At 62.4% G+C, this 23,931-nt stretch carries 20 protein-coding genes and 1 pseudogene; 10 read left to right on the top strand and 11 right to left on the bottom strand.

Going from position 1 to position 23,931, the window contains the following annotated elements; all coding sequences use genetic code 11:
• Window positions 1-39 precede the first annotated feature (39 nt).
• The 3 genes from hemL to V9L13_RS16955 are packed head-to-tail and all read right to left on the bottom strand — an operon-like array spanning window position 40 to window position 2,778.
• Window positions 40-1,323, bottom strand: a complete 1,284-nt coding sequence (hemL, locus tag V9L13_RS16965) for a glutamate-1-semialdehyde 2,1-aminomutase (protein ID WP_338800082.1) — start codon at window positions 1,321-1,323, stop codon at window positions 40-42.
• Window positions 1,324-1,338: 15 nt separating this feature from the next.
• Entirely contained in the window at window positions 1,339-1,962 is a 624-nt protein-coding gene (gene thiE, locus V9L13_RS16960) for a thiamine phosphate synthase (RefSeq protein ID WP_003228513.1), read from the bottom strand.
• Window positions 1,963-1,980: 18 nt separating this feature from the next.
• Entirely contained in the window at window positions 1,981-2,778 is a 798-nt protein-coding gene (locus tag V9L13_RS16955; protein ID WP_007960553.1) for a hydroxymethylpyrimidine/phosphomethylpyrimidine kinase, read from the bottom strand.
• 441 nt (window positions 2,779-3,219) lie between these two features.
• Here V9L13_RS16955 and V9L13_RS16950 point away from each other — a divergent pair, with 441 nt between their 5' ends.
• Window positions 3,220-5,574 (top strand): 7TM diverse intracellular signaling domain-containing protein, encoded by a 2,355-nt coding sequence (locus V9L13_RS16950; RefSeq protein WP_338800081.1) that lies wholly within the window; start codon window positions 3,220-3,222, stop codon window positions 5,572-5,574.
• A 97-nt stretch (window positions 5,575-5,671) separates the two neighbouring features.
• Window positions 5,672-7,321 (top strand): acyl-CoA dehydrogenase family protein, encoded by a 1,650-nt coding sequence (locus tag V9L13_RS16945; protein ID WP_338800080.1) that lies wholly within the window; start codon window positions 5,672-5,674, stop codon window positions 7,319-7,321.
• Window positions 7,322-7,337: 16 nt separating this feature from the next.
• Here V9L13_RS16945 and V9L13_RS16940 read toward each other — a convergent pair.
• Window positions 7,338-7,463, bottom strand: a pseudogene (locus V9L13_RS16940) (metal ABC transporter ATP-binding protein); the annotation flags it as partial.
• A 41-nt stretch (window positions 7,464-7,504) separates the two neighbouring features.
• On the opposite strand from V9L13_RS16940, the gene amn reads away from it, so the two are divergent.
• Together amn and V9L13_RS16930 are read left to right on the top strand one after the other, a co-directional pair.
• Window positions 7,505-9,004, top strand: coding sequence for an AMP nucleosidase (amn, locus tag V9L13_RS16935; RefSeq protein WP_177434769.1), 1,500 nt, complete (start codon window positions 7,505-7,507; stop codon window positions 9,002-9,004).
• Between the two features lie 72 nt (window positions 9,005-9,076).
• On the top strand, window positions 9,077-9,712 hold the full coding sequence (locus V9L13_RS16930; RefSeq protein ID WP_338800079.1) for a pseudouridine synthase: 636 nt from the start codon (window positions 9,077-9,079) through the stop codon (window positions 9,710-9,712).
• Here V9L13_RS16930 and V9L13_RS16925 read toward each other — a convergent pair.
• Entirely contained in the window at window positions 9,707-9,916 is a 210-nt protein-coding gene (locus tag V9L13_RS16925) for a DUF2788 domain-containing protein (RefSeq protein ID WP_003228500.1), read from the bottom strand. The genes V9L13_RS16930 and V9L13_RS16925 overlap by 6 nt on opposite strands.
• Window positions 9,917-10,107: 191 nt before the next feature.
• On the bottom strand, window positions 10,108-10,587 hold the full coding sequence (locus V9L13_RS16920) for an Lrp/AsnC family transcriptional regulator (RefSeq protein WP_007909658.1): 480 nt from the start codon (window positions 10,585-10,587) through the stop codon (window positions 10,108-10,110).
• Window positions 10,588-11,051: 464 nt separating this feature from the next.
• Between V9L13_RS16920 and V9L13_RS16915 the strand changes: the two genes are divergently transcribed.
• Window positions 11,052-12,104 (top strand): DUF6515 family protein, encoded by a 1,053-nt coding sequence (locus V9L13_RS16915; RefSeq protein ID WP_338800078.1) that lies wholly within the window; start codon window positions 11,052-11,054, stop codon window positions 12,102-12,104.
• On the opposite strand, the gene V9L13_RS16910 is transcribed toward V9L13_RS16915, so the two are convergent.
• Together V9L13_RS16910 and V9L13_RS16905 are read right to left on the bottom strand one after the other, a co-directional pair.
• Window positions 12,098-13,006: a cation diffusion facilitator family transporter gene (locus V9L13_RS16910; protein WP_103521008.1), complete on the bottom strand. Its 909-nt coding sequence runs from the start codon at window positions 13,004-13,006 to the stop codon at window positions 12,098-12,100. The two genes, V9L13_RS16915 and V9L13_RS16910, sit on opposite strands and share 7 nt — an antisense overlap.
• A gap of 9 nt (window positions 13,007-13,015) precedes the next feature.
• Complete coding sequence (locus V9L13_RS16905) at window positions 13,016-13,435, bottom strand: polyribonucleotide nucleotidyltransferase (RefSeq protein ID WP_338800077.1); 420 nt, start codon at window positions 13,433-13,435, stop codon at window positions 13,016-13,018.
• Window positions 13,436-13,800: 365 nt separating this feature from the next.
• Between V9L13_RS16905 and hrpB the strand changes: the two genes are divergently transcribed.
• Window positions 13,801-16,320, top strand: coding sequence for an ATP-dependent helicase HrpB (hrpB, locus tag V9L13_RS16900; RefSeq protein ID WP_338800076.1), 2,520 nt, complete (start codon window positions 13,801-13,803; stop codon window positions 16,318-16,320).
• Window positions 16,321-16,323: 3 nt separating this feature from the next.
• Here hrpB and V9L13_RS16895 read toward each other — a convergent pair whose 3' ends face one another.
• Window positions 16,324-17,241 carry a LysR family transcriptional regulator gene (locus tag V9L13_RS16895; protein ID WP_338800075.1) on the bottom strand — a complete coding sequence of 306 codons (918 nt, stop codon included), beginning with the start codon at window positions 17,239-17,241 and terminating at the stop codon, window positions 16,324-16,326.
• Between the two features lie 222 nt (window positions 17,242-17,463).
• Between V9L13_RS16895 and V9L13_RS16890 the strand changes: the two genes are divergently transcribed.
• From V9L13_RS16890 to V9L13_RS16875, 4 genes are all read left to right on the top strand, one after another.
• Entirely contained in the window at window positions 17,464-18,954 is a 1,491-nt protein-coding gene (locus V9L13_RS16890) for an aldehyde dehydrogenase (protein WP_338800074.1), read from the top strand.
• A gap of 378 nt (window positions 18,955-19,332) precedes the next feature.
• On the top strand, window positions 19,333-20,319 hold the full coding sequence (locus V9L13_RS16885; RefSeq protein WP_103486196.1) for an ABC transporter substrate-binding protein: 987 nt from the start codon (window positions 19,333-19,335) through the stop codon (window positions 20,317-20,319).
• A gap of 9 nt (window positions 20,320-20,328) precedes the next feature.
• Window positions 20,329-21,132, top strand: coding sequence for an ABC transporter permease (locus V9L13_RS16880; protein ID WP_338800073.1), 804 nt, complete (start codon window positions 20,329-20,331; stop codon window positions 21,130-21,132).
• The gene (locus tag V9L13_RS16875) at window positions 21,120-21,956 is read left to right on the top strand and encodes an ABC transporter ATP-binding protein (RefSeq protein ID WP_338800072.1); all 837 of its coding nucleotides are present in this window, start codon (window positions 21,120-21,122) and stop codon (window positions 21,954-21,956) included. The genes V9L13_RS16880 and V9L13_RS16875 overlap by 13 nt, the downstream gene beginning before the upstream one ends.
• 131 nt (window positions 21,957-22,087) lie before the next feature.
• Here V9L13_RS16875 and V9L13_RS16870 read toward each other — a convergent pair whose 3' ends face one another.
• Together V9L13_RS16870 and V9L13_RS16865 are read right to left on the bottom strand one after the other, a co-directional pair.
• Entirely contained in the window at window positions 22,088-23,167 is a 1,080-nt protein-coding gene (locus tag V9L13_RS16870; RefSeq protein WP_338800071.1) for an endonuclease/exonuclease/phosphatase family protein, read from the bottom strand.
• 74 nt (window positions 23,168-23,241) lie between these two features.
• A complete protein-coding gene (locus tag V9L13_RS16865) occupies window positions 23,242-23,916 on the bottom strand; it encodes a YciC family protein (protein WP_338800070.1) in 675 nt (224 codons plus the stop codon).
• Window positions 23,917-23,931: the final 15 nt, after the last annotated feature.

The raw sequence follows: 23,931 nt of genomic DNA, 5'->3' as shown, positions 1-23,931 counted from the left end.
AGCTGACGCTGGCCATGGCCAACGTCAGCGGTACGGCGATTACTTCAATGCAGCGAAGGCGCGTTCGGCAGCGTCCAGGGTGATTTTCAGCTCGGCTTCGCCGTGGGCGATCGAGGTGAAACCAGCTTCGAATGCACTCGGCGCCAGGTACACGCCACCTTCCAGCATCAGATGGAAGAAGCGACCGAACAGTGCCGCGTCGCTGGCCATCACGTCTTCAAAGGTGACGATGTCGTCGGCGCCGCTGAAGTACAGGCCGAACATGCCACCCGCTTGCGTGGTCACGAACGGAATGCCCGCCGCATCGGCGCGTTGTTGCAGGCCGTCGAGCAGGCGCGTGGTGTAGTCGGTCAGTTCGGCGTGGAACCCCGGACGGCTGATCAGACGCAGGGTGGTCAGACCGGCGGCCATCGCCAGTGGGTTACCCGACAGGGTGCCGGCCTGGTACACCGGACCCAGCGGCGCGATGCGCTCCATGATTTCACGCTTGCCGCCGAAGCAGCCGACCGGCATGCCGCCACCGATGATCTTGCCGAACGTGGTCAGATCCGGGGTCACGCCGTAGTGCGCCTGGGCGCCGCCGAGGGCAACGCGGAAACCGGTCATCACTTCGTCGAAAATCAGTACCACGCCATGCTTGTCGCACAGCGCACGCAGGCCTTCGAGGAAACCCGGCGCCGGCGGTACGCAGTTCATGTTGCCCGCGACTGGCTCGACGATGATGCAGGCGACGTCCTGACCGACTTCGGCGAGCATCTTTTCCACTGCGTCGATGTCGTTGAACGGCAGGGTCAGGGTGTGTTTGGCGAACGCTGCCGGTACACCGGCGGAGCTCGGCACACCTTGGGTCAGCGCGCCGGAACCGGCCTTGACCAGCAGGCTGTCGGAGTGGCCGTGGTAGCAGCCTTCGAACTTGATGATGCTGTCCCGACCGGTGTAACCACGGGCCAGACGAATCGCGCTCATGGTCGCTTCGGTGCCGGAGCTGACCATGCGCACCATGTCCATCGACGGCACCAGCGAGCAGACCAGATCGGCCATCTCGGTTTCCATCGCGGTCGGCGCGCCGTAGGACAGGCCGTGTTGCAGCTGATTGCGCACCGCGTCGAGCACATCCGGGTGGCTGTGGCCGAGGATCATCGGCCCCCACGAACCGACGTAATCCACATAGCGCTTGTCGTCTTCGTCGGTGACGTAGGCGCCTTCGGCATGCTTGAAGAACAGCGGTGTGCCGCCCACGCTCTTGAACGCGCGAACCGGCGAGTTCACGCCACCGGGAATGTGTTTCTGGGCATTGGCAAACAGGGTTTCGGAACGAGACATGATCGGGCTCTCAAATCAGATTTTCAGAAGTTCGTTGAAGGCGCGGGCGCGGCGGGTCACTTCGGCGGTGCTCTCTGCACCGAACAAGCCGTGGACCACCGCCAGCAGGTCGACCCCATGGGCCACCAGCGGCGCGGCGTTGTCGAGGGTGATGCCGCCAATCGCGCAGACCGGCAGGTGCAGCTTGCGTTTGGCCTCGTCGAGCAGATCGAGGCTGCAGCTTGGCGCGCCGGGTTTGGTGTTGGAATTGAAGAAGCGGCCGAAGGCGACATAACTCGCGCCTTCCTTGGCGGCCTGTTCAGCCAGTTCGAGCTGCGCGTGGCAGGTCGAACCGATGATGGCCTTGGAGCCGAGCAGGGCGCGGGTCGGCGACAGCGGGCCGTCGGTCTGCCCCAGGTGCACGCCGACGTTGAGGCGTGCGGCCAGCTCGGCGTCATCGTTGATGATCAACTGCGTCTTGTAGCGCTCGCACAGGTTACGCAGCGCTTCGGCCTCGCGCAGACGGCGGGCCTCGTCGCTGCTTTTGTCGCGGTATTGCAGCAGGGTGACGCCGCCTTCCAGCGCCGCCTCCACGTACGACAGAAACTTGCCCGCCAGCAATTGGCTGTCGGTGATGGCGTACAGGCCACGGAGTTTCATCAGGCAGACCTCACGACGTTACGAGCAAAAATCCAGCGGCAGGCGACGCGGCACAAACTGGCCTTTGCCCAGTTGTTCGGCGTCGCGCAGGGTGCGCCAGGTGTAATCCAGTGCGGTACGCACGGCGCTGGCAAGGTTTTCACCCTGGGCCAGCCGACCGGCGAGGGCGCTGGCCAATGTGCAGCCGGAACCGTGATAACTGCCCGGCAAACGCTGGCAATAGAAGGTTTCACGCAGGCCGTCACGGCTGTACAGGCGATTGTGGATTTCAGTTTCGTCGCCATGGCCGCCGGTGATCAGCAGGTTTTTGACGAACGGCAAGAGTTTTTCCGCGCACTCGTCCGCCGTGCCTTCGGGCAATTCGGCGAGAATCCGCGCTTCGGGAAGGTTGGGGGTGGCAATGATCGACAGCGGCAGCAGACGCTCGCGCATCGCATAACCGACTTCATCCTTGCCCAGGCGTCCGCCGCCGCCGGCACGCAGCACCGGGTCGCAGACCACTGGCAGGTGCGGGTGCGCCGAAAGCAGTTCGACAACGGTGTCGACCATTTCCAACGAACCGAGCATGCCCAGTTTGACCGCAGCGACTTCGGAGTCGTTGAGCACGGCATTGGCCTGGGCCAGTACCCACTCACGGTCGAGGACGCGGAAGTCAGTGACGTTGACGGTGTCTTGCACGGTCAGGGCGGTGACGGCCGGAGCCGCATGGCAACCCTGCGCGAGCAGGGCTTCGATATCTGCCTGCAAGCCGGCGCCACCACTGGGGTCGTGGCCGGAGAGACAGAGGACAACGGGGCGGGAGCTGTAGATATTCATGGTGCGCGAGCTTACCACCAAACCTGATTTTGGGGTTCAGTCCTGACGGTGTTTGCGAGCAGATTGTCGGACAACACTGCAGCTATCATTGTGGCGAGGGAGCTTGCTCGCGCTGGGTTGCGAAGCAGCCCCCTGCATTTATTCAGGCACCGCGCATTTACAGGTTTTACGACTGCTGCGCAGCCGAGCGGGAGCAAGCTCCCTCGCCACAAAAGCGGATCGCAATGATTGAGCTGACCAACTCAACAGCTCTAGCTCGCTGCTTTGCTCTGAAACGCCCGTTCTAGAGCCTTTGTAGGAAAAATTTCGATGGTGCTCAATGGCCATCAACGGCTATGCTAGTGTGGATCCAAACCAATAACAGGTAATACCGGTTTTACGTCTACTCAAAGGGAATGGGGGGCTTCCTGACACAACCGGACGAGCCACGCTGGGGCTTCAATGCGCTATTTGCTGATGTTGCTGTTCTGCTTGCCCCTCTTCGCAAGCGCCGTCGAGTTCGACGAAAATACCCAGAGCCTTCCCCTGGGCCGCTCATTGCAAGTGTTCGAGGACCCAAGCGGTCAGGCGAGCATCGCCGACGTCCGCGCTCAAGCGGCGGCGGGCAATTTCAAACCTCACGACAAAGCCACGCTCAATGCCGGTTACTCGCGCTCGGCGTTCTGGCTGAAGATCGACCTGCATTACCGTCCGAACAACCCGGCCGCCCAGCGCACCTGGCTGCTGGAACTGGCGTATCCGCCGCTCGATCACCTCGACCTTTATATGGCCGATGCCAATGGCGACTACCGGCTGATCCGGCAAACCGGCGACGCCTTGCCGTTCGCCAGTCGCGAGATCCGCCAGAACAACTACCTGTTCGACCTTGAGTTCAAGCCGGAGCAACAACGCACCGTGTACCTGCGCCTGGCCAGTGAGGGTTCGATCCAGGCGCCGGTGACCTTATGGTCGAGCACCGCGTACCTCGAGGATCAGCCGGTGCGCCTGTATGTGCTGGGGATCATTTATGGCGTGCTGCTGGGGATGCTGGTCTACAACCTGTTCATCTACCTGAGCGTGCGCGACACCAGTTACCTCTATTACATCTTCTACATCGCTTCGTTCGGCCTTTATCAACTGTCGGTGAACGGCGCGGCGGTCGAGTATTTCTGGCCGGACAATCCGTGGTGGGCCAACGCCGCCACACCATTTTTCATCGGTTGCGCCGGCCTGTTCGGCAGCCAGTTCGCCCGCAGTTTCCTGCAGACAAGAACCCACAGCCGCTGGCTCGACTATTTATTGATCGCCCTGATCGCATTCGGCGCGCTGGTGGTCGGGCTGTCGCTGATGACCAGTTACGCCTTGTCGCTGCGCCTGGCGACCCTGTTGGCGCTGGTGTTCACCGTGGTGATCTTCGCCGCCGGGATTCTCGCCTGGTGGCGCGGCTTGCGGGTGGCGCGTTATTTCATCATTGCCTGGTCGGCATTCCTGCTCGGCGGCATCGTCAATACGCTGATGGTGCTCGGCCTGCTGCCGAACGTGTTCCTGACCATGTACGCCAGCCAGATCGGTTCGGCGATCGAAGTGGCGCTGCTGTCGCTGGCGCTGGCCGACCGCATCAACGCGATGCGCGAGCAACAGGCGCAGACTCTGTTCGATGCCGGGCAGAAACTTGAAGTGCTCAACCAGCAACTGGCCCACAGCAACAAGCTCAAGGATGAATTCCTTGCGACGCTGACCCACGAATTGCGCACGCCGATGAACGGCGTGATCGGTTCGCTGGAGCTGATGCAGACCGTCGAGCTGGAACCTGAACTGGAGCAATACCAGCAAACCGCCGCCGGTTCCGCCCGGGACATGATGCGCATGGTCAACGGCATCCTCACCCTCACCGAACTGCAGGCCGGCAAGCTCAAGGCGACGCCGGGCAGCTTCAGCCTGCGCGCGGTGGTCGAGGCCTTGCGCGTGCAGTTCGATGGCAACGCGGCGAGCAAGTCGCTGGACTTCAAGGTCGAGGTACTGCCGACCCTGCCGGATCGCTTGCACGGCGACAGCGCCAAACTGGCGCAGTGCCTGGAGTGCCTGCTGGACAACGCGATCAAGTTCACCCGGGTCGGTGGTCTCGCGCTGCGAGTGACCGGCAAACCGTCGGCGGGCAATCGCTTGGCGCTGTCGTTTGCGGTGATCGACACCGGCATCGGTTTCACCGATCTGGGCGAGGCGACGATGTATCAGCGCTTCTTCCAGCTCGATGGTTCGATGACCCGCGAATACGGTGGGCTGGGCGTGGGGCTGGCGATCTGTCGGCAACTGGTGGAACTGCTCGGCGGCAAGCTCACGCACCGCTCCCAACCTGGCAGCGGCAGCCGTTTTCAACTGGATGTCGAGTTCGAGCTGCCGGAAGTCGAAGCGGCGCCAACCGCGGACGCGCTGCACGAGCGCAGCCGTGCGCCGCAGGATTGCACGGTGTTGCTGGTGGATGACAACAGCGTCAACCAACTGGTGATGCGCGGCATGCTGCTCAAACTGGGGTTCCGCGTACGCACGGCGGACAACGGCGCGGCGGCGCTGGATTATCTGCAGCGCGAGGCCTTCGATGCGGTGCTGATCGATTGCCAGTTGCCCAGCCACGAAGGGGCCTCGTTGTGCTGCCAGATTCATGGGTTGCCCGGCTGCGCCAATCTGCCGGTGTTCATGCTGGCCCTGGGCACGGATCGCGAGCATTGCGCACCGGGCACGCGCATCGATTACCTGAACAAGCCGGTGAAATTCGAAGACCTGCAAACGGCGCTGGAGCGTCGGTTGCTTAGCGCGTAACAGGGTGAAAGCGCCGGAAGTTCGGCGCATATGACACTTTGATCGGCAGCGGACCGGTGCTTAACTGGATTCCTTGGCTGACCAAAGGAGCCCCGTCATGAACCTGCATCAGTTCGCCGAAACCCACGAAGTCACCAACCAGCCACCGTCGCTGGACGGCGCCAACCTGTACCGCATTGATCTGCCGCTGCAGGAGTGGTCGCGCCGTTTTGGCGCCGGTTGGGCCGAGTCGCGGATCGACACCTACGGCGCTCTGGCCGGTGGGCCGCTGATGGAAGCCGGGTTCCTCGCCAATCAGAACAAACCGGTATTCGTCAGCCATGACCGCTACGGTCATCGCATCGATCTGGTGGAATTCCATCCCGCTTATCACGAGCTGATGCGCACCGCGATCGAACATGGCTTGACCTCGTTGCCGTGGGCGCATCCGCAGGACGGCGCGCATGTCGCCCGCGCGTCCATGAGCTATTTGCACAGCCAGGCCGAGGCGGGCAGCGGTTGCCCGTTGACCATGACCTTCGCCAGCGTTCCGGCCATGCGTTTGCAGCCGGATCTGGCCGAACAGTGGCTACCGAAGATCCTCGCCACCGAATATGACCCGCGCAACGTCGGCATGGCGCACAAGGCCGGTGTGACCATCGGCATGGCGATGACCGAAAAACAGGGCGGCACCGACGTGCGGGCCAACACTACCAAGGCCTATCCGGTGGGTGCCAGCGGCCCGGGGCAGGCTTATGAACTGCTCGGGCACAAGTGGTTCTGCTCGGCGCCGATGTGCGATGCGTTCCTGACGCTGGCGCAGACCGACAAGGGCCTGACCTGCTTCCTGCTGCCGCGCCATCGCCCGGACGACACGCGCAATCAGTTCTACATCCAGCGCCTGAAAAACAAACTCGGCAACCAGTCCAACGCCTCCAGTGAAGTGGAGTTTCGCGGCGCGCTGGCGTGGATGGTCGGCGAAGAGGGGCGCGGCGTACCGACCATCATCGAGATGGTGGCGATGACCCGTTTCGATTGCATGGTCGGCTCCAGCGCCTTGATGCGTCAGGCGCTGACCCAAGCCAGCCACCACTGCGCGCACCGCAAGGTCGGCGGCAAACTGCTCAGCGAGCAACCGTTGATGCAGAACGTGCTGGCCGATCTGGCCCTGGAAAGCGAAGCCGCGCTGGCCCTGAGTCTGCGCATGGGCAAGGCGCTGGATCATCTGGATGATCGCCATGAAGCGCAATTCGCCCGGCTGGTGACGGCGGTGGGCAAATACTGGATCTGCAAACGCGCCCCCGGAATGATCAATGAAGCTGCCGAATGCATGGGCGGCGCGGGGTATGTCGAGGAAAGCATTCTGCCGCGCCTGTATCGCGAGGCGCCGGTCAACTCGACGTGGGAAGGCTCGGGCAACGTGCAGTGCCTGGACGTATTGCGTGCGCTATCGAAAGAACCGGGTGTGCTCGATGTGTTGTTCAGCGAATTGGGCGATGGCCATGGCGATAAGCGCTTGGCCGCGCATATCCAGCAGTTGCAGGCACAGTTCAAGGACACCAGCGACATTCAGTATCGGGCGCGGCAGTTGACCGAGGACATTGCGCTGGGGCTGCAGGCCAAGCTGTTGCTGGAGGCCGGAAACTCAGCAGTGAGTGATGCATTTATCGCCAGCCGTTTGAGCGGTGGCGGCCGGGTCTACGGTGCACTGCCGCGCGGCCTGGACGTCGAAGCCATCGTCGCCCGCTCAACCCCGCAGGGTTTCTGACTCAACACAAATCCCCTTGTGGGAGCGGGCTTGCTCGCGAATGCGGTGTGTCAGTCAATGGATAGGTCGACTGACACTGCGCATTCGCGAGCAAGCCCGCTCCCACAGGGGGATCTCCATTGACAGGGAGATTTGGGTACAGCCACAACGCCACTGTTCCCGTGACGCGATGTTGCAGGCAAGATGAAGCTCTGCAAGTCAGAACACAGGAAGCTGATCGTGACCGAAGCGTTTATTGTCGTTCAAACCGCCGAACAAGCCGTGGATCGTCTGGCCGAGCTGCATGAGCGGGCCACCACTGCGCTGAATTCGGCGCTCAAGCGGTATCTCAAGGATCGCGTCGAGCCCGACGCCGAACAGCGTGCTCTGTTTCGTTACCCCGAACTGCGTCTGACCTACCTGTGTCAGGGCGAAGTGCCGCAGACCACCCGCGCCTACGCCAAGGTGCAATTGCCGGGCACCTACAGCGTCACCGTCACCCATCCGAAGGCGTTCCGCAAATACCTGCTGGAACAGCTGGTGCCGTTGATGCACGACTTCACCGTGACCGTGGAAGTCGGCGTCAGTCAGCAGAACATTCCGTATCCGTACGTGGTCGAGCAGGGCGATGAACTGGCCGGCTCCGGCGTTACCGCTGCGGTGCTGGCGCGGGTGTTCCCGAGTACCGACCTGTCCGCCGCCACCGATGGCATCGCCGACGGTCTCTACGATTGGGAAAACACCGATCCGCTGCCACTGGCGCTGTTCGATGCCGCGCGCGTCGACTTTTCCCTGCGTCGCCTGGTGCACTACACCGGCAGCGACTGGCGCCATGTGCAGCCGTGGATTCTGCTGACCAACTACCACCGCTATGTCGACCAGTTCATCGTTCATGGCCTGGAACAACTGCGCAACGACCCGCGTTTCGTGCGCATGGTTTTGCCGGGCAACGTGATCATCGAGAAGGGCATGGATCACGGCGAAGCGTCGGCGATTGCCGCTGGCGTGGTCTGGCACCGCTACCAGATGCCGGCCTATCACCTGATCGCCAATGACGGCCACGGTGTGACCCTGGTCAACATCGGTGTCGGCCCATCCAACGCCAAGAACATCACCGACCACCTGGCGGTGCTGCGTCCGCATTGCTGGCTGATGATCGGTCACTGCGGCGGCCTGCGGCAGTCGCAGACTATCGGCGACTACGTGCTGGCTCACGCCTACATGCGTCGCGACGGGATTCTCGATCGCGTAGTGCCGCCGAACATCCCGATCCCGGCACTCGCCGAAGTGCAGCTGGCGCTGCAACAAGCCGCGGCCAATATCACCGGCGAGAAGGGCGAGGAGCTGAAAAAGCGCCTGCGCACAGGCACCGTGCTGACTTACGACGACCGCAACTGGGAGCTGCGCTGGGCGCAGGAACGTCCGCTGATCAATCTGTCCCGCGCCGTGGCGGTGGACATGGAAAGCGGCACCATCGCCGCCCAGGGTTATCGCCTGCGGGTGCCGTATGGCACGCTGCTGTGCGTGTCGGACAAACCGCTGCACAGTGAAATCAAGCTGCCGGGCTCGGCCAACGCGTTCTACGAGCGTGCGGTCAGCCAGCATTTGAAGATCGGCATCGAGGCGGTGGATCTGCTGCGCACCGAACTCAACTCGCTGCACTCGCGCAAACTGCGCAGCTTCGACGAGCCGCCGTTCCGTTAACGGTTAGTCGTGGTCATTTGGCGGTCGGGGCACTAGCATTGTCAGCCCAGATCGCCAGATGTTGTTTTGCCCATGTCCCGTCCTCCGCGTCCTCCTTCCCGCCGTCCCGGTGCGAAGCCATCCTCCTCAGCTCCACGTCGTGTCGCCAAGGCGCCGCCGGCCGAGCCGAAGCTGATCCTGTTCAACAAACCGTTCGATGTGCTGACGCAGTTCAGCGACGAAAGCGGGCGGGCGACGCTCAAGGATTACATTGACGTGCCCGGTATCTATCCGGCCGGACGCCTTGATCGCGACAGCGAAGGCTTGTTGTTGCTGACCAACGACGGCCAGTTGCAGGCGCGCATCGCTGATCCGAAACACAAACTGGCGAAGACTTACTGGGTGCAGGTCGAAGGCGTGCCGACTGCCGAGCAATTGCAGCGTCTGCGCGAAGGTGTCGAGTTGAATGACGGCATGACCCTGCCCGCCGAAGCCCGGCAGTTGGATGAGCCGCAGTTGTGGCCGCGCAATCCGCCGGTGCGCTTTCGCATGACGGTGCCGACCAGTTGGCTGGAACTGGTGATTCGTGAAGGGCGCAACCGTCAGGTACGGCGGATGACCGCTGCGGTAGGGCTGCCGACGTTGCGGCTGGTGCGGGTGCGGATTGGCGACTGGACGCTCGAAGGGCTCGATCAGGGTCAGTGGAAAGAAGTGCCGGCGCGTCTATAGAGCGCCGGATTCGATCAGGCCGATCACCACACTCTTGATGATGAATGCGGCCACGCCCAGGCCCAGGACGAAGAACAGGATGAACGAGCCGAAACGCCCGGCCTTGGACTTCTTCGCCAGATCCCAGACGATGAAACCCATGAAAATGATCAGGATGCTGACCAGGCCAGTCATCATCCACTCTTCGAATACTGCAGGATCCATCGGGCATCTCCGGCGCGCACAGGGCTGAAAGGGCTGGGCGATTATACGCCGAGGGGGATTGCGGGCGCATTGACCTGTGTCGGTGTGCCGCAGTGATGGTGGTCGCCTGTGCCGGCCCCTTCGCGAGCAAGCCCGCTCCCACAGTTGGAATGCATTTCCCTGTGGGAGCGGGCTTGCTCGCGAAGGCGATGTCAGCTGCGCAGATGGGTCAGCGGCAGTTCAGTGCTATTGAGCACCTGATTCAACACAAAACTCGAACGCACGCTGGTTACGCCTTCAATCCGGGTCAGATGCCCCAGCAGTAGCTTCTGATAATGATCCATGTCCGGCACCACCACTTTCAGTTGATAGTCGGCGTCCACGCCGGTCACCAGGCTGCATTCCAGCACCTGCGGCAGAGTGCGGATCGCCGCTTCGAAGTTCTCGAAACGCTCCGGTGTGTGCCGGTCCATGCCGATCAGCACGTAGGCGGTCAGGCTCAGGCCGAGCATCTTGCGATCGAGCAGGGCGACCTGGCGCGAGATGTAGCCGTCGTCTTCCAGTTGCTTGACCCGGCGCGAGCAGGGGGAGGGCGACAGACCGATGCGCTCGGCCAGTTCCTGGTTGGAGATGCGGGCGTCGCGCTGCAATTCCGCCAAAATGCTCAGGTCATAACGGTCGAGTTTGCTCATGAATCTGTCCTTGGTTGTAACTATTGCGGCGGATTATCTATCCAGGGTTAAAAATTGCGCAAGCGGTGTTTATTTGAGCAATCTTCGCAATCCTCTGTCGCGCCTCGCGGCCTATTCTTATCACCAGAATCACTGCTCGGTAACACAGTCCACTGCGGCCCGCCCAATCAGGCCCGCCGCGGCCGCCACCCCCACCGGGGATGTGCCGGCCCCCGAGCTGCACACTGTCCAGAAGACGGCGTGAGGTGAGCCGACGTCAAAAGCGTCGAGCCAGGACGAAGTTCTCTAAAGGGAGGCCGACGGGTCTCCCTTTTTTCTTGCCTGCGATTTGCCCGCCACGGAGAATGCCGGCCTCAATAAATAAGTTGCGTGACTGATAACCTGTCGCAGAACCCGGACTGTGGTTTCCCGGTCTTAGCTACAGGTCCACTCAATTACAGGCCTAGCCCGCAGTGAGGAAAAGCATGAAGTCGCGCATCTGGCGTCTGGCCAGTGTTGGTTTGCTATGTGTGAGTGTCAGTGCGCAAGCGCTTGCCGATGAGCCGCAGAACCGTGGTCCCGAGAATGACGGGCGTGGTCCGGAGCATCAGGGCAACAATCAAGGCCATGGTGGCAACAATCCGCCGCACGGGCAGAACAATCCGCCGCCGCAAAACCAGCCGCGGCCGCAGAACAATGAAATCATTCGGGGCGACAACAGCCGCCAGTTCGAGCACAACGGCCAGCAGCACAACAATGGTCAGTGGCAGAACCAGAACCGCGCGCCGAATCAATCGGCCCCGGTGCATCAGCCACCGCCGCCTCCGGCCAACAACCTGCCAATCCAGCCACGGCCCGACGCCGTGCGCCAGACTCAGGAGCCGCGCCAGGGTTACTACCGCGATGAGCGTCCGCAAAACGGCTACAACAACCAGCACTGGCAGGCCGGCAACAATCGGCCCAACGATAATCGCTGGCCGGGTCGCCCGGACGGGCATGGCAACGGTTGGGGCCCCGGCCCGCAATACCGCCCGGGGCATGTGATCGACCGCTTCCCGGATCGCGAATACCGCGTGCCGTATCGCGGCCAGGATTACTTCTATTCCGGTGGCTACTGGTATCGCCCGCAAGGCCCACGCTACATCGTCGTGCAGCCGCCACGGGGCATTCGTACCCATTATCTGCCGGACTACGCCCGTGAAGTGTGGATCGGCGGTGCGCTGCTGTTCCTCGCTGCCGGCTCCTATTATGCGTACGAAGAAAGCACCCAGGATTACGTGGTGGTCGAGCCACCGGTGCAACAACCGCCGCAACCGCAGCCGCAATCCCAGGGCTATGACGTCGAGGCTTATCCGGCCAACGGCCAGTCGCCGGAACAAGTGCAGCAGGACGGTTACCAGTGCTACCAATACGCCGTGCAGCAGAGCGGTTTCGATCCGCGCACCGCGACGTATCAGCCAGCGCCACAAGTGGTGCAGGCTTACCGTCAGGCCCAGGGTAATTGCCTGAGCAGTCGCGGTTATCAGGTGTCTTACTGAATCCGGGTTTGTGCCCGTTCGGTCTTGACCACTTCCTGCGGGTCGGCGTGCACCAGCACTTCGGCCCGCGGGTAGGCGGCGTGAATCGCATCGGCCGCCTGATCGCTGATGCCGTGGGCGACTGACAAGGTCAGCTCTCCCGGCAATTCCAGATGCAACTGCACAAACCAGTGGTTTCCCGAGATCCGTGTGCGCAAGTCATGCGCGCCCAACACACCGGGCACCGCGCAGGCCAGTTCGAGCATGTGCTGACTGACGTCCGTCGGCAGCTCTTCATCCATCAGCACCGAAAAACTTTCCCGGGCGATTTGGATCGCACTCCACAAAATGTACCCGGCAATCCCCAGGCCGAACCACGCATCGAGTTGATGAAAGCCCATGCCGGCGAGGATCAGCGCGATCAGAATGCTGCCGTTGAGCAGCATGTCCGACCGGTAGTGCAGCGAGTCGGCGCGCACCGCGTTGGAACCGGTCTGCTTGATCACTCGATGTTGCAGCGTCAGCAACGCCGCGGTCAGCAGCAGTGAGAACACGATCACGCCGATGCTCAGCCACGGCGCGCCCAGCGGCTCCGGTTGCTGAATGCGTTCATACGCCTGAAACGCAATCAGCACCGCACTGCCACCGATGAACAGCGCCTGCGCCATGCCCGCCAGCGATTCGGCCTTGCCGTGGCCGTAACGGTGATCGTCATCGGCCGGGCGCAGTGCGTAATGCACCGCCAGCAGATTCAGCAGCGAGGTGACGCCATCCAGCGCCGAGTCGGTGAGGCCGGCGAGCATGCTCACCGAACCGCTCAGCCACCAGGCGATGGCTTTGGCGATGATCAGCGTGCAAGCCACCGCCACCGAAGCGCGGGTTGCCAGCCGCAGCAGGCGGGCATGTTCGGGGCTGGTGGTCATGTGATTTCCTTATGCGGCGGGTTGCAGGCCAAACATCGCCAGTTGCTGAGTGCTGCCCTTGTGCTGGATCAGGCGTGGATCGTCCAGCGGCAGGTTGCGGCCCAGCTCAGTTTCGAGAATAGCCTGCAACTTGAGGTTATCGACCTGACCGTCCGGGCCGACCGCCTGTTTGAGCTTGGCCGGATCGACCTGGGCGGTGTGGCCCGGTTCGAAATAGATCGCGCCGGTGGTGAAGTCCACGGCAAAGGCGATCAGCCCGGGAATCACGTAGAACAGCAGGCCCACGGCATCGAGCACGGCAATTGCCGGATCGATCTTGCCGTCGATCTGGCCGCGACGGTCTGGATAGAAAATCGAACCGCAGGCGGTGAGTTGAGTGAGCAGGGTGGCGACCAGTACACCGCCGATCAGGCGAGAAGGTGAACGCATGAGAAATGTCTCCTGAATCATCAAATAACGAAGCGTCGTTGTGTGAAGTTAAGACCCTGACGAACGCCAAGCAGTTCGCCGTTATACTCGCCCTCGGCAGGGCGCGCCCACAGTAAATTGCGGCCTCGTCTCACCCCTACTGAAATATGTTGAGGATTGAAGTTGTTTTCTCCAGATCGACACCGCGTGAAGGTTGATGAATCCTGGCGGGGTTCGGCCCTCCGGGCTAAAGCTGTGAGCGCGCCATGCTGCGTTGCGGAACTTGGCAAGGAAACGACCCTTACCTGCGTCCCGCGCCTTGCCTGGCACGCTCACAGCTTTAACGCGACTCGCAATTTACTGTGGGCACGCCCTGGGGAGCCAGCATGATTTCTTTGCCGATCGATGAAGTTTTACCCGCCCTGCGTGAAGCCTTGGCGACACGCCACGAAGCCGTGCTCGAAGCACCGCCCGGCGCCGGTAAAACCACCCGCGTGCCCCTGGCCTTGCTCGATGAAGCGTGGCTGGCCGGGCAGACCATTCTGATGCTCGAACCGCGCCGTCTCGCCGCGCGTGCAGCCGCAGAACGTCTGGCCAGCGAACTGGGTGAGAAGGTTGGCGAAACCGTCGGCTATCGCATCCGCCTCGACAGCAAGGTCGGCCCCAACACCCGTATCGAAGTGGTCACCGAAGGCATCCTCACCCGGCGTCTGCAGGATGATCCGGCGCTGGAAGGCGTCGGTCTGCTGATCTTCGACGAATTCCACGAACGCAGCCTCGATGCCGATCTGGCCTTGGCCCTGAGTTTGAACGGTCGTGAACTGTTCCGCGCTGAACAGCCGCTGAAGATTCTGCTGATGTCCGCCACGCTGGAAGGCGAGCGTCTGGCCGGGTTGCTGGATGACGCGCCGATCCTGCGCAGCGAAGGGCGCATGTACCCGGTGACGATGCGCTGGGGCCGGCCGTTCCAGCCCGGCGAATACATCGACCAGCGCGTGACCCAGACCGTACTTGAAGCCCTGCACGATGAAAGCGGCAGCTTGCTGGTGTTCCTTCCGGGGCAGGCGGAAATCCGTCGCGTGCATCAGCAACTGAGCGATGCCATCGGCGAGCGTGAAGACGTATTGCTCTGCCCGTTGCACGGCGAACTGGATCTGAATGCCCAGCGCGCTGCCATCGACCCGGCGCCGACCGGCCAGCGCAAAGTGGTGCTGGCGACCAACATTGCCGAAACCAGCCTGACCATCAACGGCGTGCGCGTGGTGATCGACGCCGGGCTGGCGCGGGTGCCGCGCTTCGACCCGGGCAGCGGCATGACCCGCCTCGATACGCAGCGCATTTCCCGGGCCAGCGCCACCCAGCGTGCGGGTCGGGCTGGGCGTCTGGAGCCGGGTGTGTGTTACCGCTTATGGTCGCAGGATCAGCACGAGCAACTCGCCGCTTACGGCAGTGCGGAAATTCTGTCGGCGGATCTGGCGAGCCTGGCGCTGCAACTCGGACGCTGGGGCGTGATCCCGGGCGAACTGGTCTGGCTCGATGTGCCGCCGGCAGCGGCCTATGCACAGGCGCAGGATTTGTTGCAGCGCCTGGGCGCACTTGAAGGCGAGGCGCTGACCGCGCACGGTCAGGCCATGGCCGAGTTGCCGGCGCATCCGCGCATCGCCCATCTGTTGCTGCGCGGTCAGGCGCTGGGGCTGGCGCACATGGCGTGCGACGTCGCGGCACTGCTCGGCGAGCGCGATATTTTGCGCGGTGCCGGTGCCGATCTGCACAGCCGCCTGGTGCTGCTCTCCGGCGAAGAACGCGCGGCACGCGGTGCACAGGGTGGTGTGCAACGTGCGCGGCAACTGGCGCGGCAATATCGGGGTTACCTGCGCGGCAAGGCCAGCGAGCCGGTCAGCGATCCCGATCACCCACGCTGGCTCGGAGCGTTGCTGGCGCTGGCCTACCCGGATCGTGTTGCCCAGCAGCGGCGTGCCGGTGGCGCTGAATATCGTCTGGCCAATGGTCGCGCTGCGCTGTTCGCCGAAGCCGACAGCCTGATGAAGGAAGCGTGGATTGTCATCGCCGACCTCGGCAGCCGTCAGGGTCAGCGTGAGGAACGGATTTACCTGGCGGCGGATTTCGATCCGGCGCTGTTCGATTCGGTGCTCGCCGAGCAAGTGCACGTCGTCGATCAACTGGACTGGGACGAGCGCGAAGGCGTGCTGCGCGCCGAGCGTCAGCGCAAGGTCGGCGAACTGATCCTCAGCCGCGAACCGTTGACCGGTCTCGACGAAGCGGCGCGCAGTCAGGCGCTGGTCAATCTGGTGCGGCGCAAGGGGCTGGAGTTGTTGCCGTGGACGCCGGAACTGCGCCAGTGGCAGGCGCGGGTTGCCCTGTTACGGCAATTGGATCTGACTACGCAGGATGACAGTCAGTGGCCGGATGTCAGCGATGCAACGTTGCTGAAAACTCTCGAGCATTGGTTAATGCCTTACCTGGGCAAGGTCTCGCGGCTCAGCCATTTCGCCAATCTTGACCTGTCGAGCATCGTCCGCAATCTGCTGCCGTGGCCGTTGCCGCAGAAGCTTGATGAGCTGGCGCCGCATCACATCAGCGTGCCGTCGGGGTCATCGATTCGTCTGGATTACAGCGAACAGCCACCGATTCTCGCGGTGCGTTTGCAGGAGCTGTTCGGCCTCGCCGAGACGCCGCGAATTGCCGGCGGCCGGCAAGTGGTCAAGCTGCACCTGTTGTCCCCGGCGCGCCGGCCGGTGCAGGTGACGCAGGATCTGGCCAACTTCTGGCGCAGCACCTATGCCGAGGTGAAGAAGGATCTGAAGGGGCGGTATCCGAAGCATTATTGGCCGGACGATCCGTTGGTGGCCGAGGCCACGGCGCGGGCCAAGCCCCGCGGCACCTGAAGATCAAAAGATCGTAGCCTTGCCCGTCAGTTGTTCCCGGCAATAATCGGCGAACAACTGCGCCGGTTTGGTCAGTTGCCCGCGTTTGAGCCACGCGGCAACCAGGCCTGAACCGGTGACATCTTCGACAATGTCGACGCACACTACTTTCTTGCCGTCATAGGTGCACTCCGAGTGCGGCTTCGTCACCAGCACCGAGAAGCCAAAACCCTGGCCGACCATGCCGCGCACCATCTCGATCGAAGGCGAGCTGAACTCGATGCGCGGGGTCAGGCCAAGTTCTTCGAAAAGACTGACGAAGTAGGTTCGGCTCGGCTGCACGTCGAGCAGAATCATCGGCTCCAGGTACAGATCGCGCAGCGATACTTGCTTGTACTCGGCGAAGCGATGATCGGCCGACAGCAGCGCATACGGCCGTTGTGCCGGCATCAGCGGTTCGGTCTGGATGGTGGCATCCAGTTCGTGTTCGTAGAGGATCACCAGATCGAACGTACCCGAGGTCAGGCCTTGCACCAGTTCCTGCTGCTCGCCGTCGCGGATGCGGATTTTCACTCCCGGATACAGCGCGGAAAACCCGGCAATCAATTGCGGCAGGTACAGCGGGGCGACGGTTTCGAAGCAGCCGATGTCGATCTGCCCGGCGACGATGTCGTTGTCGGCGAGGGCGTTCTGCTCGAACTCCCGGGCCATGCGCAACAGCTCCTGCGCCTTGCGAAAAAACCGTGCCCCGCTGGGCGTCAGGGACACGCCCTGGGCGTGATGGCGAATCAGCAGTTGCACGGCGAAGCTGTCTTCCAGACCCTTGATCGCCGTAGAGATCGCCGGTTGCGCGATGTACAGCTTGCGCGAGGCTTCGGCAACGCTGCCGCATTCGACTGTAGTGATGAAGTATTTGAGCTGACGCAAATTGTAGGCGGCCACGGCAAACCTCAGGACGAGCGGACTCGACTTCCAAGCAATTTGTGCGCCGCCGCGTCCGCTGCGCGACGTTGTTTTTATCCTTGAACCTTAGTCATCCACAGCGGTTTTGGGGAAACCGATTGAGCAGTTTTTTCATTGTCTGCGAAGACATTTTTACTAATTTTCGCCCGTCCGGGCCTGCGCCACCATCGACTGCACAATAACGTCCAAGGAGCATTCGACGTGTTCGAACTTGCAGAGTGGCAGCGCCAGGCCGTTGCCTTGAAGTTTCCCGATCGAGCCGTAATCAATGGCCAACATTGCGCTGCGCAATCGGGGCAGACCTTCGCCGCGATCAATCCCGCTACCGGCCAGGTGTTGGCCAATGTCGCCGCGTGTGGCGAGGACGATGTCGACGCGGCGGTGGCTAATGCGCGACAAGTGTTCGAGGCCGGCACCTGGGCGCAACGCCCGCCCGCCGAGCGCAAACGGGTGCTGCTGCGTCTGGCCGACCTGCTGATGGAGCATCGCGAAGAACTGGCCCTGCTCGACTCGCTGAACATGGGCAAACCGGTGATGGACGCTTACAACATTGATGTGCCGGGCGCCGCCGGGGTGTTTCGCTGGTACGCCGAAAGTATCGACAAACTCTACGACCAGATCGCCCCCGGCGCCGCCAATGTGCTGGCGACCATCACCCGTGAAGCGCTGGGCGTGGTGGCGGCCGTGGTGCCGTGGAATTTTCCGTTGGACATGGCCGCGTGGAAGCTCGCGCCAGCGCTGGCGGCGGGTAACTCAGTGATCCTCAAACCGGCCGAGCAATCACCGTTTTCCGCGTTGCGTCTGGCCGAGCTGGCGCTGGAAGCGGGCCTGCCGCCGGGCGTGCTCAACGTGTTGCCGGGGCTGGGTGAGCAGACCGGCAAAGCCTTGGGCCTGCACGCGGATGTCGATTGCCTGGTGTTCACCGGTTCAACGCAGGTCGGCAAGTATTTCATGCAGTACTCGGCGCAATCCAACCTCAAACAGGTGTGGCTGGAGTGCGGCGGCAAAAGTGCCAATCTGGTGTTCGCGGACTGTCGCGATCTGGATCTGGCGGCGGAAAAAGCCGCGTTCGGGATCTTCTTCAATCAGGGCGAAGTGTGCTCGGCGAACTCGCGGTTGCTGGTCGAGCGTTCGATTCATGATGAGTTTGTCGAACGCCTGAAAGCCCAGGCTGAGCGCTGGCTGCCGGGTGATCCGCTCGACCCGCAAAGCCGTGCCGGAGCGATCGTCGATCAGCGGCAGACGGCGAGCATCCTGCGCGCCATTCGCGGTGCCGAGCAGGCGGGTGCGACCCTGGTGTGTGGTGGTCAGCAGCAGCGCTTCAATGGCTCGGACAACTTCATCGAACCGACGATTTTCACCGGCGTCAGTGCCGATATGCCGTTGTTTCGCGAAGAGGTGTTCGGCCCGGTGCTGGTGGTAATGCCGTTCGACAATGAAGACGAGGCGGTGCGCCTGGCCAACGACAGCGTATATGGGCTGGCGGCGTCACTGTGGACCGATGATCTGCATCGCGCACACCGCGTGGCGCGACGACTGCGGGCGGGTACGGTATCGGTCAACACAGTCGATGCCCTCGACGTGACGGTGCCGTTTGGCGGTGGCAAGCAATCGGGGTTCGGTCGCGATCTGTCGCTGCACTCGTTCGACAAATACACCCAGTTGAAAACCACCTGGTTTCAGTTGCGCTGATACCGCGTAGACCCTATCGCTGGCAAGCCAGCTCCCACAGGTTTTTGTGGTGTTCACCCATTCCGGGTACACCAACGATTACTGTGGGCGCTGGCTTGCCAGCGATTGCATTCTCCCAGGCAGTAAAAATTCCTGGCTTGCACCGACCGTGAGCATCTTCGCCAATCCCGCGCTTTCACGGTGCACCCTAAGCAGTTTTTTCATCATTTGCAGCCAACAATTTCCTGATTTTCCTCAGCCCGCACATGGGCCACCATCGATCTTGCCAGCCCGGTGTTTCCCGCCAGAGTCCAGCAGAGACCGCAGCGTGAATTCACCTCATCGGGGCCGGCCGTACTGCCCATGACAAAACTAAATCAACAGCGTCGGGAGTGCTCCATGATCAAGTCCTTGTGTATCCGTCTCACCCATCCTCTGGCAATCACCGCCCTGGCCGCCACGGTCGCGACTGGCGCCCAGGCCGGCACCCTGTCCATCGGCCATACCACCTGGGTCGGCTACGGCACGCTGTACCTGGCTCAGGACCTGGGCTACTTCAAGGAAAACGGTCTGACTGTCGAATTGCCGGTGGTTGAGGAAGCTTCGATGTACATGGCCGCCCAGGCCTCCGGGCAACTGTCCGGCTCGGCCTCGACCATCGACGAAGTGCTCAAGTACCGTCCGCAGTTCTGCTTCAAGGCTGTGGCGGCGCTGGATGACAGCCATGGTGGTGACGGCGTGCTGGTCGGCAAGGACGTGAAGTCGTTGCAAGAGCTCAAGGGCCAGGCGGTGGCCGTCAACGAAGGTTCGACGTCGCAGTTCTGGCTGTCGTACCTGCTGAAAAAGAATGGCATGAAAATGAGCGACATCACCGTGCAGAACATGACGGCCGACGATGCCGCCACCGCGTTCATCGCCGGTCGCGTGCCAGCCGCCGTGACCTGGGAGCCGCACCTGTCGATGGTCCGCGACAAGCAGCAGGGCAAGGTGCTGATCGACAGCAGCAGCACGCCGGGTGTGATCGTCGATGTGGTGGCGCTCAATTGCAGCGTCATCGAAAAACAGCCGCAGGACGTCAAGGCGCTGGTCGCCGGTTTGTACAAGGCGGTCAAGTACACCCAGGAACACCCGGACGAGGCCTACGCGATCATGGCCAAAGGCGTCGGCGGTTATCTTTCTGATCCGAAGGAACTGGCCGCTGCCGCCAAAGGTGTGCGTTTCTACGATCAGGCCATGAGCGAAAAACTTCTCGGCTCGCCGGGCAAACCGGGTGACAGCGCCGCGTTGATCAAACTCGCCAACGAGACCGCCAGCGAACTGCAAGGCAAACCCTACAACGTCAGCCACGACGAGCTGGTCGACAACCGTTTCGTCAGCCCGCTCTAGGAGGTCCGCATGTTCAAGCGCAAATCATGGCTGAGCCGCTGCCTGACGCCCAAGACCGGATTGCCGGTGCCAGTGGTGTGGAGTGCCAGCGGTCTGGCCTGGGTGTTGTTGGTCGGTCTGTGGGCCGGGTTGTCCTACGGCGGCATCGTCCCGGGAATGTTTTTGCCGACGCCCGGCGCGGTGCTCGAAGCGGCGGTGCGCCTGAGCCGCGACGGCACTCTCGGCACGCATGTGTGGGCCAGTGTCGAAGTGGTGGTGGTCGGCTTCATTGTGTCGTCGCTGGTGGCGGTGCCGCTGGGGTTGTTAATGGGCAGCTTTCGCATCGTCCAGGCGTTCCTCGAACCGCTGGTCAATTTCATTCGCTACCTGCCAGTGACCTCGTTCGTGCCGCTGTTCATTTTGTGGATCGGCATCGGTCTGGAGCAGCGCGTGTCGGTGATCATCTTCGGCGTGTTCTTCCAGCAACTGGTGATGATCGCTGACGTGTCCAAAGGGATTTCCAAGGACCTGATCAACGCCTCTTACACCCTCGGCTCCAATCGCCGCGATGCGGTGCTGCATGTGATCGCCCCGGCCTCGGTGCCCGGCGTGCTCGACACCTTGCGCGTGACCATGGGCTGGGCCTGGACTTATCTGGTGGTGGCCGAACTGGTCGCGGCGTCGAGTGGCCTCGGTTACTTGAGTCTGAAAGCCATGCGTGGTTTTCAGGTCGACGTGATTTTCCTCGCCATCGCGATCATCGGCCTGCTGGGTCTGGTCACCGATCAACTGTTCCGCTTTCTCCGCTTGAGGGTTGCCGCATGGGCTCAGTAACCGCCGCCAATCATCGCTTCATCGAACCGCGTGCTGCCGCGCCGCAAGCCGCCCCGCGCTTGCAAGTGGACAAGGTCAGCCTGCGCTACAAAAAGCCCGACGGCGGCACGTTTACCGCACTGGAACAGGTGTCGTTCGACGTGCCGGATCAGCAGTTCGCCGTGCTGGTCGGGCCATCGGGCTGCGGCAAGTCGAGCCTGTTATACCTGACCGCCGGCCTCGCCGAGCCGACTTCTGGCGAGATCTACGTCGGCGGTCAGCAAGTGCAAGGCCCCGGTGCCGATCGCGGCATGGTGTTCCAGAGCTACACGCTGTTTCCGTGGCTGACGGTGCGGCAGAACGTCGAGTTCGGCCTCAAGCGGCGCGGCATGCCGGCGGCGCGGCGCAAGGAGATTGTCGATTATTACGTCAATGAGGTCGGCCTCAGTGGCTTCGCCGACAGCTACGCCAAGCAACTGTCGGGCGGGATGATGCAGCGCGTGGCGATTGCCCGGGCGCTGGCCAATGATCCGCAGATCCTGCTGATGGACGAACCGTTCGGCGCACTCGACAGCCAGACCCGTTTGCAGATGCAGCAGTTGTTGCTGCGGGTCTGGGGCAACAGCAAAAAGACCGTGCTGTTCGTCACCCACGATATCGACGAGGCGATTCTGCTCGGCGATCGGGTCTATGTGATGGGCGCGAAGCCGGGGCGGATCAAGCAGATCCTCGACGTGCCGATCGAGCGCCCGCGCTCACTGGACATGGTCATGGAGCGCGCGTTTATCGACATGAAGCGGGAGATCTTCGGGCTGCTGCATGACGACCTCGAGGAAGTGCATTGACCTGGAGTCATGCATATTCCCCTGTAGGAGCGGGCTTGCTCGCGAAGGCGTAGTGTCAGCCGCCATCAACGTTGAAGACACACCGCTTTCGCGAGCAAGCCCGCTCCCACAGGGTTATGAGGTATGTATGACTACGGAGCAGCGGGCAGCAGGAACCGCGCAATCACCGGCAAATGATCGGAGATGCGCAGCGTATCGTCCTGGCGCACCATCGCCTCGATCCGTTTGATCTTCGGGCTGTAGAACAGGTAATCGACCGTGCGATCCGGGCCATCGAGGCCGGGGTCGTTGGGGTAATGGGTCAGCCAGTGGGCGCGGTCGATGCCGCTGGCTTCGTTGTTGGTCGGGATCATCGGGTACTTGTCCCATAACAGATGCAGCGCGCTGTCCACGGAGTAGGGCTTGCGCTGATCAGTGGGCAGGCGTTGGTACTGGCCCAGCGGCAGCAGATTGAAGTCACCGCCGATCAGCCATGGCAGGCCCTGGCTTTCGTATGTGTCGAGCACTTTGGCCACCGCCGTCACTTGCGCCCGCAAGGTGTCGTCCGGTTGGCTGGCGCGATCCAGATGGGTGTTGAACACCGTCAGTTGCCCGCCGTCGCTCAGCGGCAGTTTGGTGGCGAGCAGGGCGTCCTTGGGTTCGAACTGGCGCCAGATGAAATTCGCCGGGGGCACCGGCAATTGCAGGCGTTCGGCATGTTCGATGCGATAACGGCTCAGGGTCGCCAGTTGCCGGCCGACGCTGCCGAAGATGTGCGGGGCGGGGACAAAATCGGCCTTCCAGTCGAAGGCGTGGGCGCTGCATGGGTAAAGGTCGGTGACCCGTTCTTGCAGCAACTTGAGCTGATTCTGGTAATCGCTGGCCTTGGCGCCGTCATCCAGTTCCTGAATCAGAACCACGTCGGGCTGCTCGTCGCGGATCACCCGTGCCACTTCGTCGAGGCTGAAAGCCATGTCTTCCAGGGTTGGCGACTCATCGTCGCCGTGGGCCAGATCGTTCCAGAACACGTAGCGCTTGCCCGCCAGGTACTGCACGTTCCAGGTCATGACTTTCAGGGCTTGTCCGGGCACCAGGGTCGGCGGCGTACCGATGCAGCTGACCGGCAGGGTTTCGCGGGCGCCGGGGCGCCAGGTCAGGCTGTAGATCAGCCCGCCGATCAGGACGATGGCGAGCACAATCAGCAACAGGGTGTAGCGCAGTAGACGGGGCATGGCTCGGCTTATCGCGTTACAAAGATGGCTCCGAGCATACCTGACGGCGAACGCTTGGCCCAAGGGCCAAGAGGTCAGACCGCGCCGTTACGTTTGTCAGGCAATTCGCTGATCAGCATGAACAGGCGGAACAGCACCACACTGGTGAACAGTTGCAGGAAGCTGTGTGCGCTGTCGATCATGACCGCGATCAGCGGATTCTGTGGATCGGGGTACACCGCCAGCGTCGCGCCCTTGAGCAGCCACAACGGCCCCATCACACACAGAATGCACATCAGGATGCGCCAGAAATGCCCGCGCGTCAGGCGCAGGCTTTCCTTCATCGCCTGCAACGGCCCCATGCCGCGCAGCACCAGCAGGTATTCACCGAACGCGAGCATCACCATCAGCATCAGGCCCGGCAGGAAATACAGCGACAGTCCCAGCAGGATCAGCAACGTATTGAGCGCCGTGAGCAGGGCGAAGCGCGGCCACAGGCGGGCGGACATCGCCAGCAGGTCGAGAGTGCGCGGGGCTTCGCCACGGGTGCGGGCGTCGAGGAACAGGATCAGCGCCGCGGTGTACAGCGGATACACCAGCAGGCCGACGACCACGCTGGCGGCGGAAAAACTGTCGGGGTCGGTGGCGTGATCCACTACTTGCTGCAGCGCGGCCTCGAAGATCACCAACGGCAGACACAACTGCACGATGCTGGCCAGATGGCGTTTGAAAAAATACAGCGAGTCGCGCAGTACATCGAAGGCATTCATCAGTCGGTATCGCAG

Origin of the sequence: Pseudomonas sp. RSB 5.4 (assembly GCF_037126175.1) — a bacterium.
Lineage (GTDB): Bacteria > Pseudomonadota > Gammaproteobacteria > Pseudomonadales > Pseudomonadaceae > Aquipseudomonas > Aquipseudomonas fluorescens_H.
This window is presented reverse-complemented; position numbering and strand designations above follow the sequence as displayed.

Bases quoted from the DNA above. Each gene is read 5' to 3' on its own strand.
- hemL (WP_338800082.1), bottom strand. From the start codon at position 1,323: ATGTCTCGTTCCGAAACCCTGTTTGCCAATGCCCAGAAACACATTCCC.
- thiE (WP_003228513.1), bottom strand. From the start codon at position 1,962: ATGAAACTCCGTGGCCTGTACGCCATCACCGACAGCCAATTGCTGGCG.
- V9L13_RS16955 (WP_007960553.1), bottom strand. From the start codon at position 2,778: ATGAATATCTACAGCTCCCGCCCCGTTGTCCTCTGTCTCTCCGGCCAC.
- V9L13_RS16950 (WP_338800081.1), top strand. From the start codon at position 3,220: ATGCGCTATTTGCTGATGTTGCTGTTCTGCTTGCCCCTCTTCGCAAGC.
- V9L13_RS16945 (WP_338800080.1), top strand. From the start codon at position 5,672: ATGAACCTGCATCAGTTCGCCGAAACCCACGAAGTCACCAACCAGCCA.
- amn (WP_177434769.1), top strand. From the start codon at position 7,505: ATGAAGCTCTGCAAGTCAGAACACAGGAAGCTGATCGTGACCGAAGCG.
- V9L13_RS16930 (WP_338800079.1), top strand. From the start codon at position 9,077: ATGTCCCGTCCTCCGCGTCCTCCTTCCCGCCGTCCCGGTGCGAAGCCA.
- V9L13_RS16925 (WP_003228500.1), bottom strand. From the start codon at position 9,916: ATGGATCCTGCAGTATTCGAAGAGTGGATGATGACTGGCCTGGTCAGC.
- V9L13_RS16920 (WP_007909658.1), bottom strand. From the start codon at position 10,587: ATGAGCAAACTCGACCGTTATGACCTGAGCATTTTGGCGGAATTGCAG.
- V9L13_RS16915 (WP_338800078.1), top strand. From the start codon at position 11,052: ATGAAGTCGCGCATCTGGCGTCTGGCCAGTGTTGGTTTGCTATGTGTG.
- V9L13_RS16910 (WP_103521008.1), bottom strand. From the start codon at position 13,006: ATGACCACCAGCCCCGAACATGCCCGCCTGCTGCGGCTGGCAACCCGC.
- V9L13_RS16905 (WP_338800077.1), bottom strand. From the start codon at position 13,435: ATGCGTTCACCTTCTCGCCTGATCGGCGGTGTACTGGTCGCCACCCTG.
- hrpB (WP_338800076.1), top strand. From the start codon at position 13,801: ATGATTTCTTTGCCGATCGATGAAGTTTTACCCGCCCTGCGTGAAGCC.
- V9L13_RS16885 (WP_103486196.1), top strand. From the start codon at position 19,333: ATGATCAAGTCCTTGTGTATCCGTCTCACCCATCCTCTGGCAATCACC.
- V9L13_RS16880 (WP_338800073.1), top strand. From the start codon at position 20,329: ATGTTCAAGCGCAAATCATGGCTGAGCCGCTGCCTGACGCCCAAGACC.
- V9L13_RS16875 (WP_338800072.1), top strand. From the start codon at position 21,120: ATGGGCTCAGTAACCGCCGCCAATCATCGCTTCATCGAACCGCGTGCT.
- V9L13_RS16870 (WP_338800071.1), bottom strand. From the start codon at position 23,167: ATGCCCCGTCTACTGCGCTACACCCTGTTGCTGATTGTGCTCGCCATC.
- V9L13_RS16865 (WP_338800070.1), bottom strand. From the start codon at position 23,916: ATGAATGCCTTCGATGTACTGCGCGACTCGCTGTATTTTTTCAAACGC.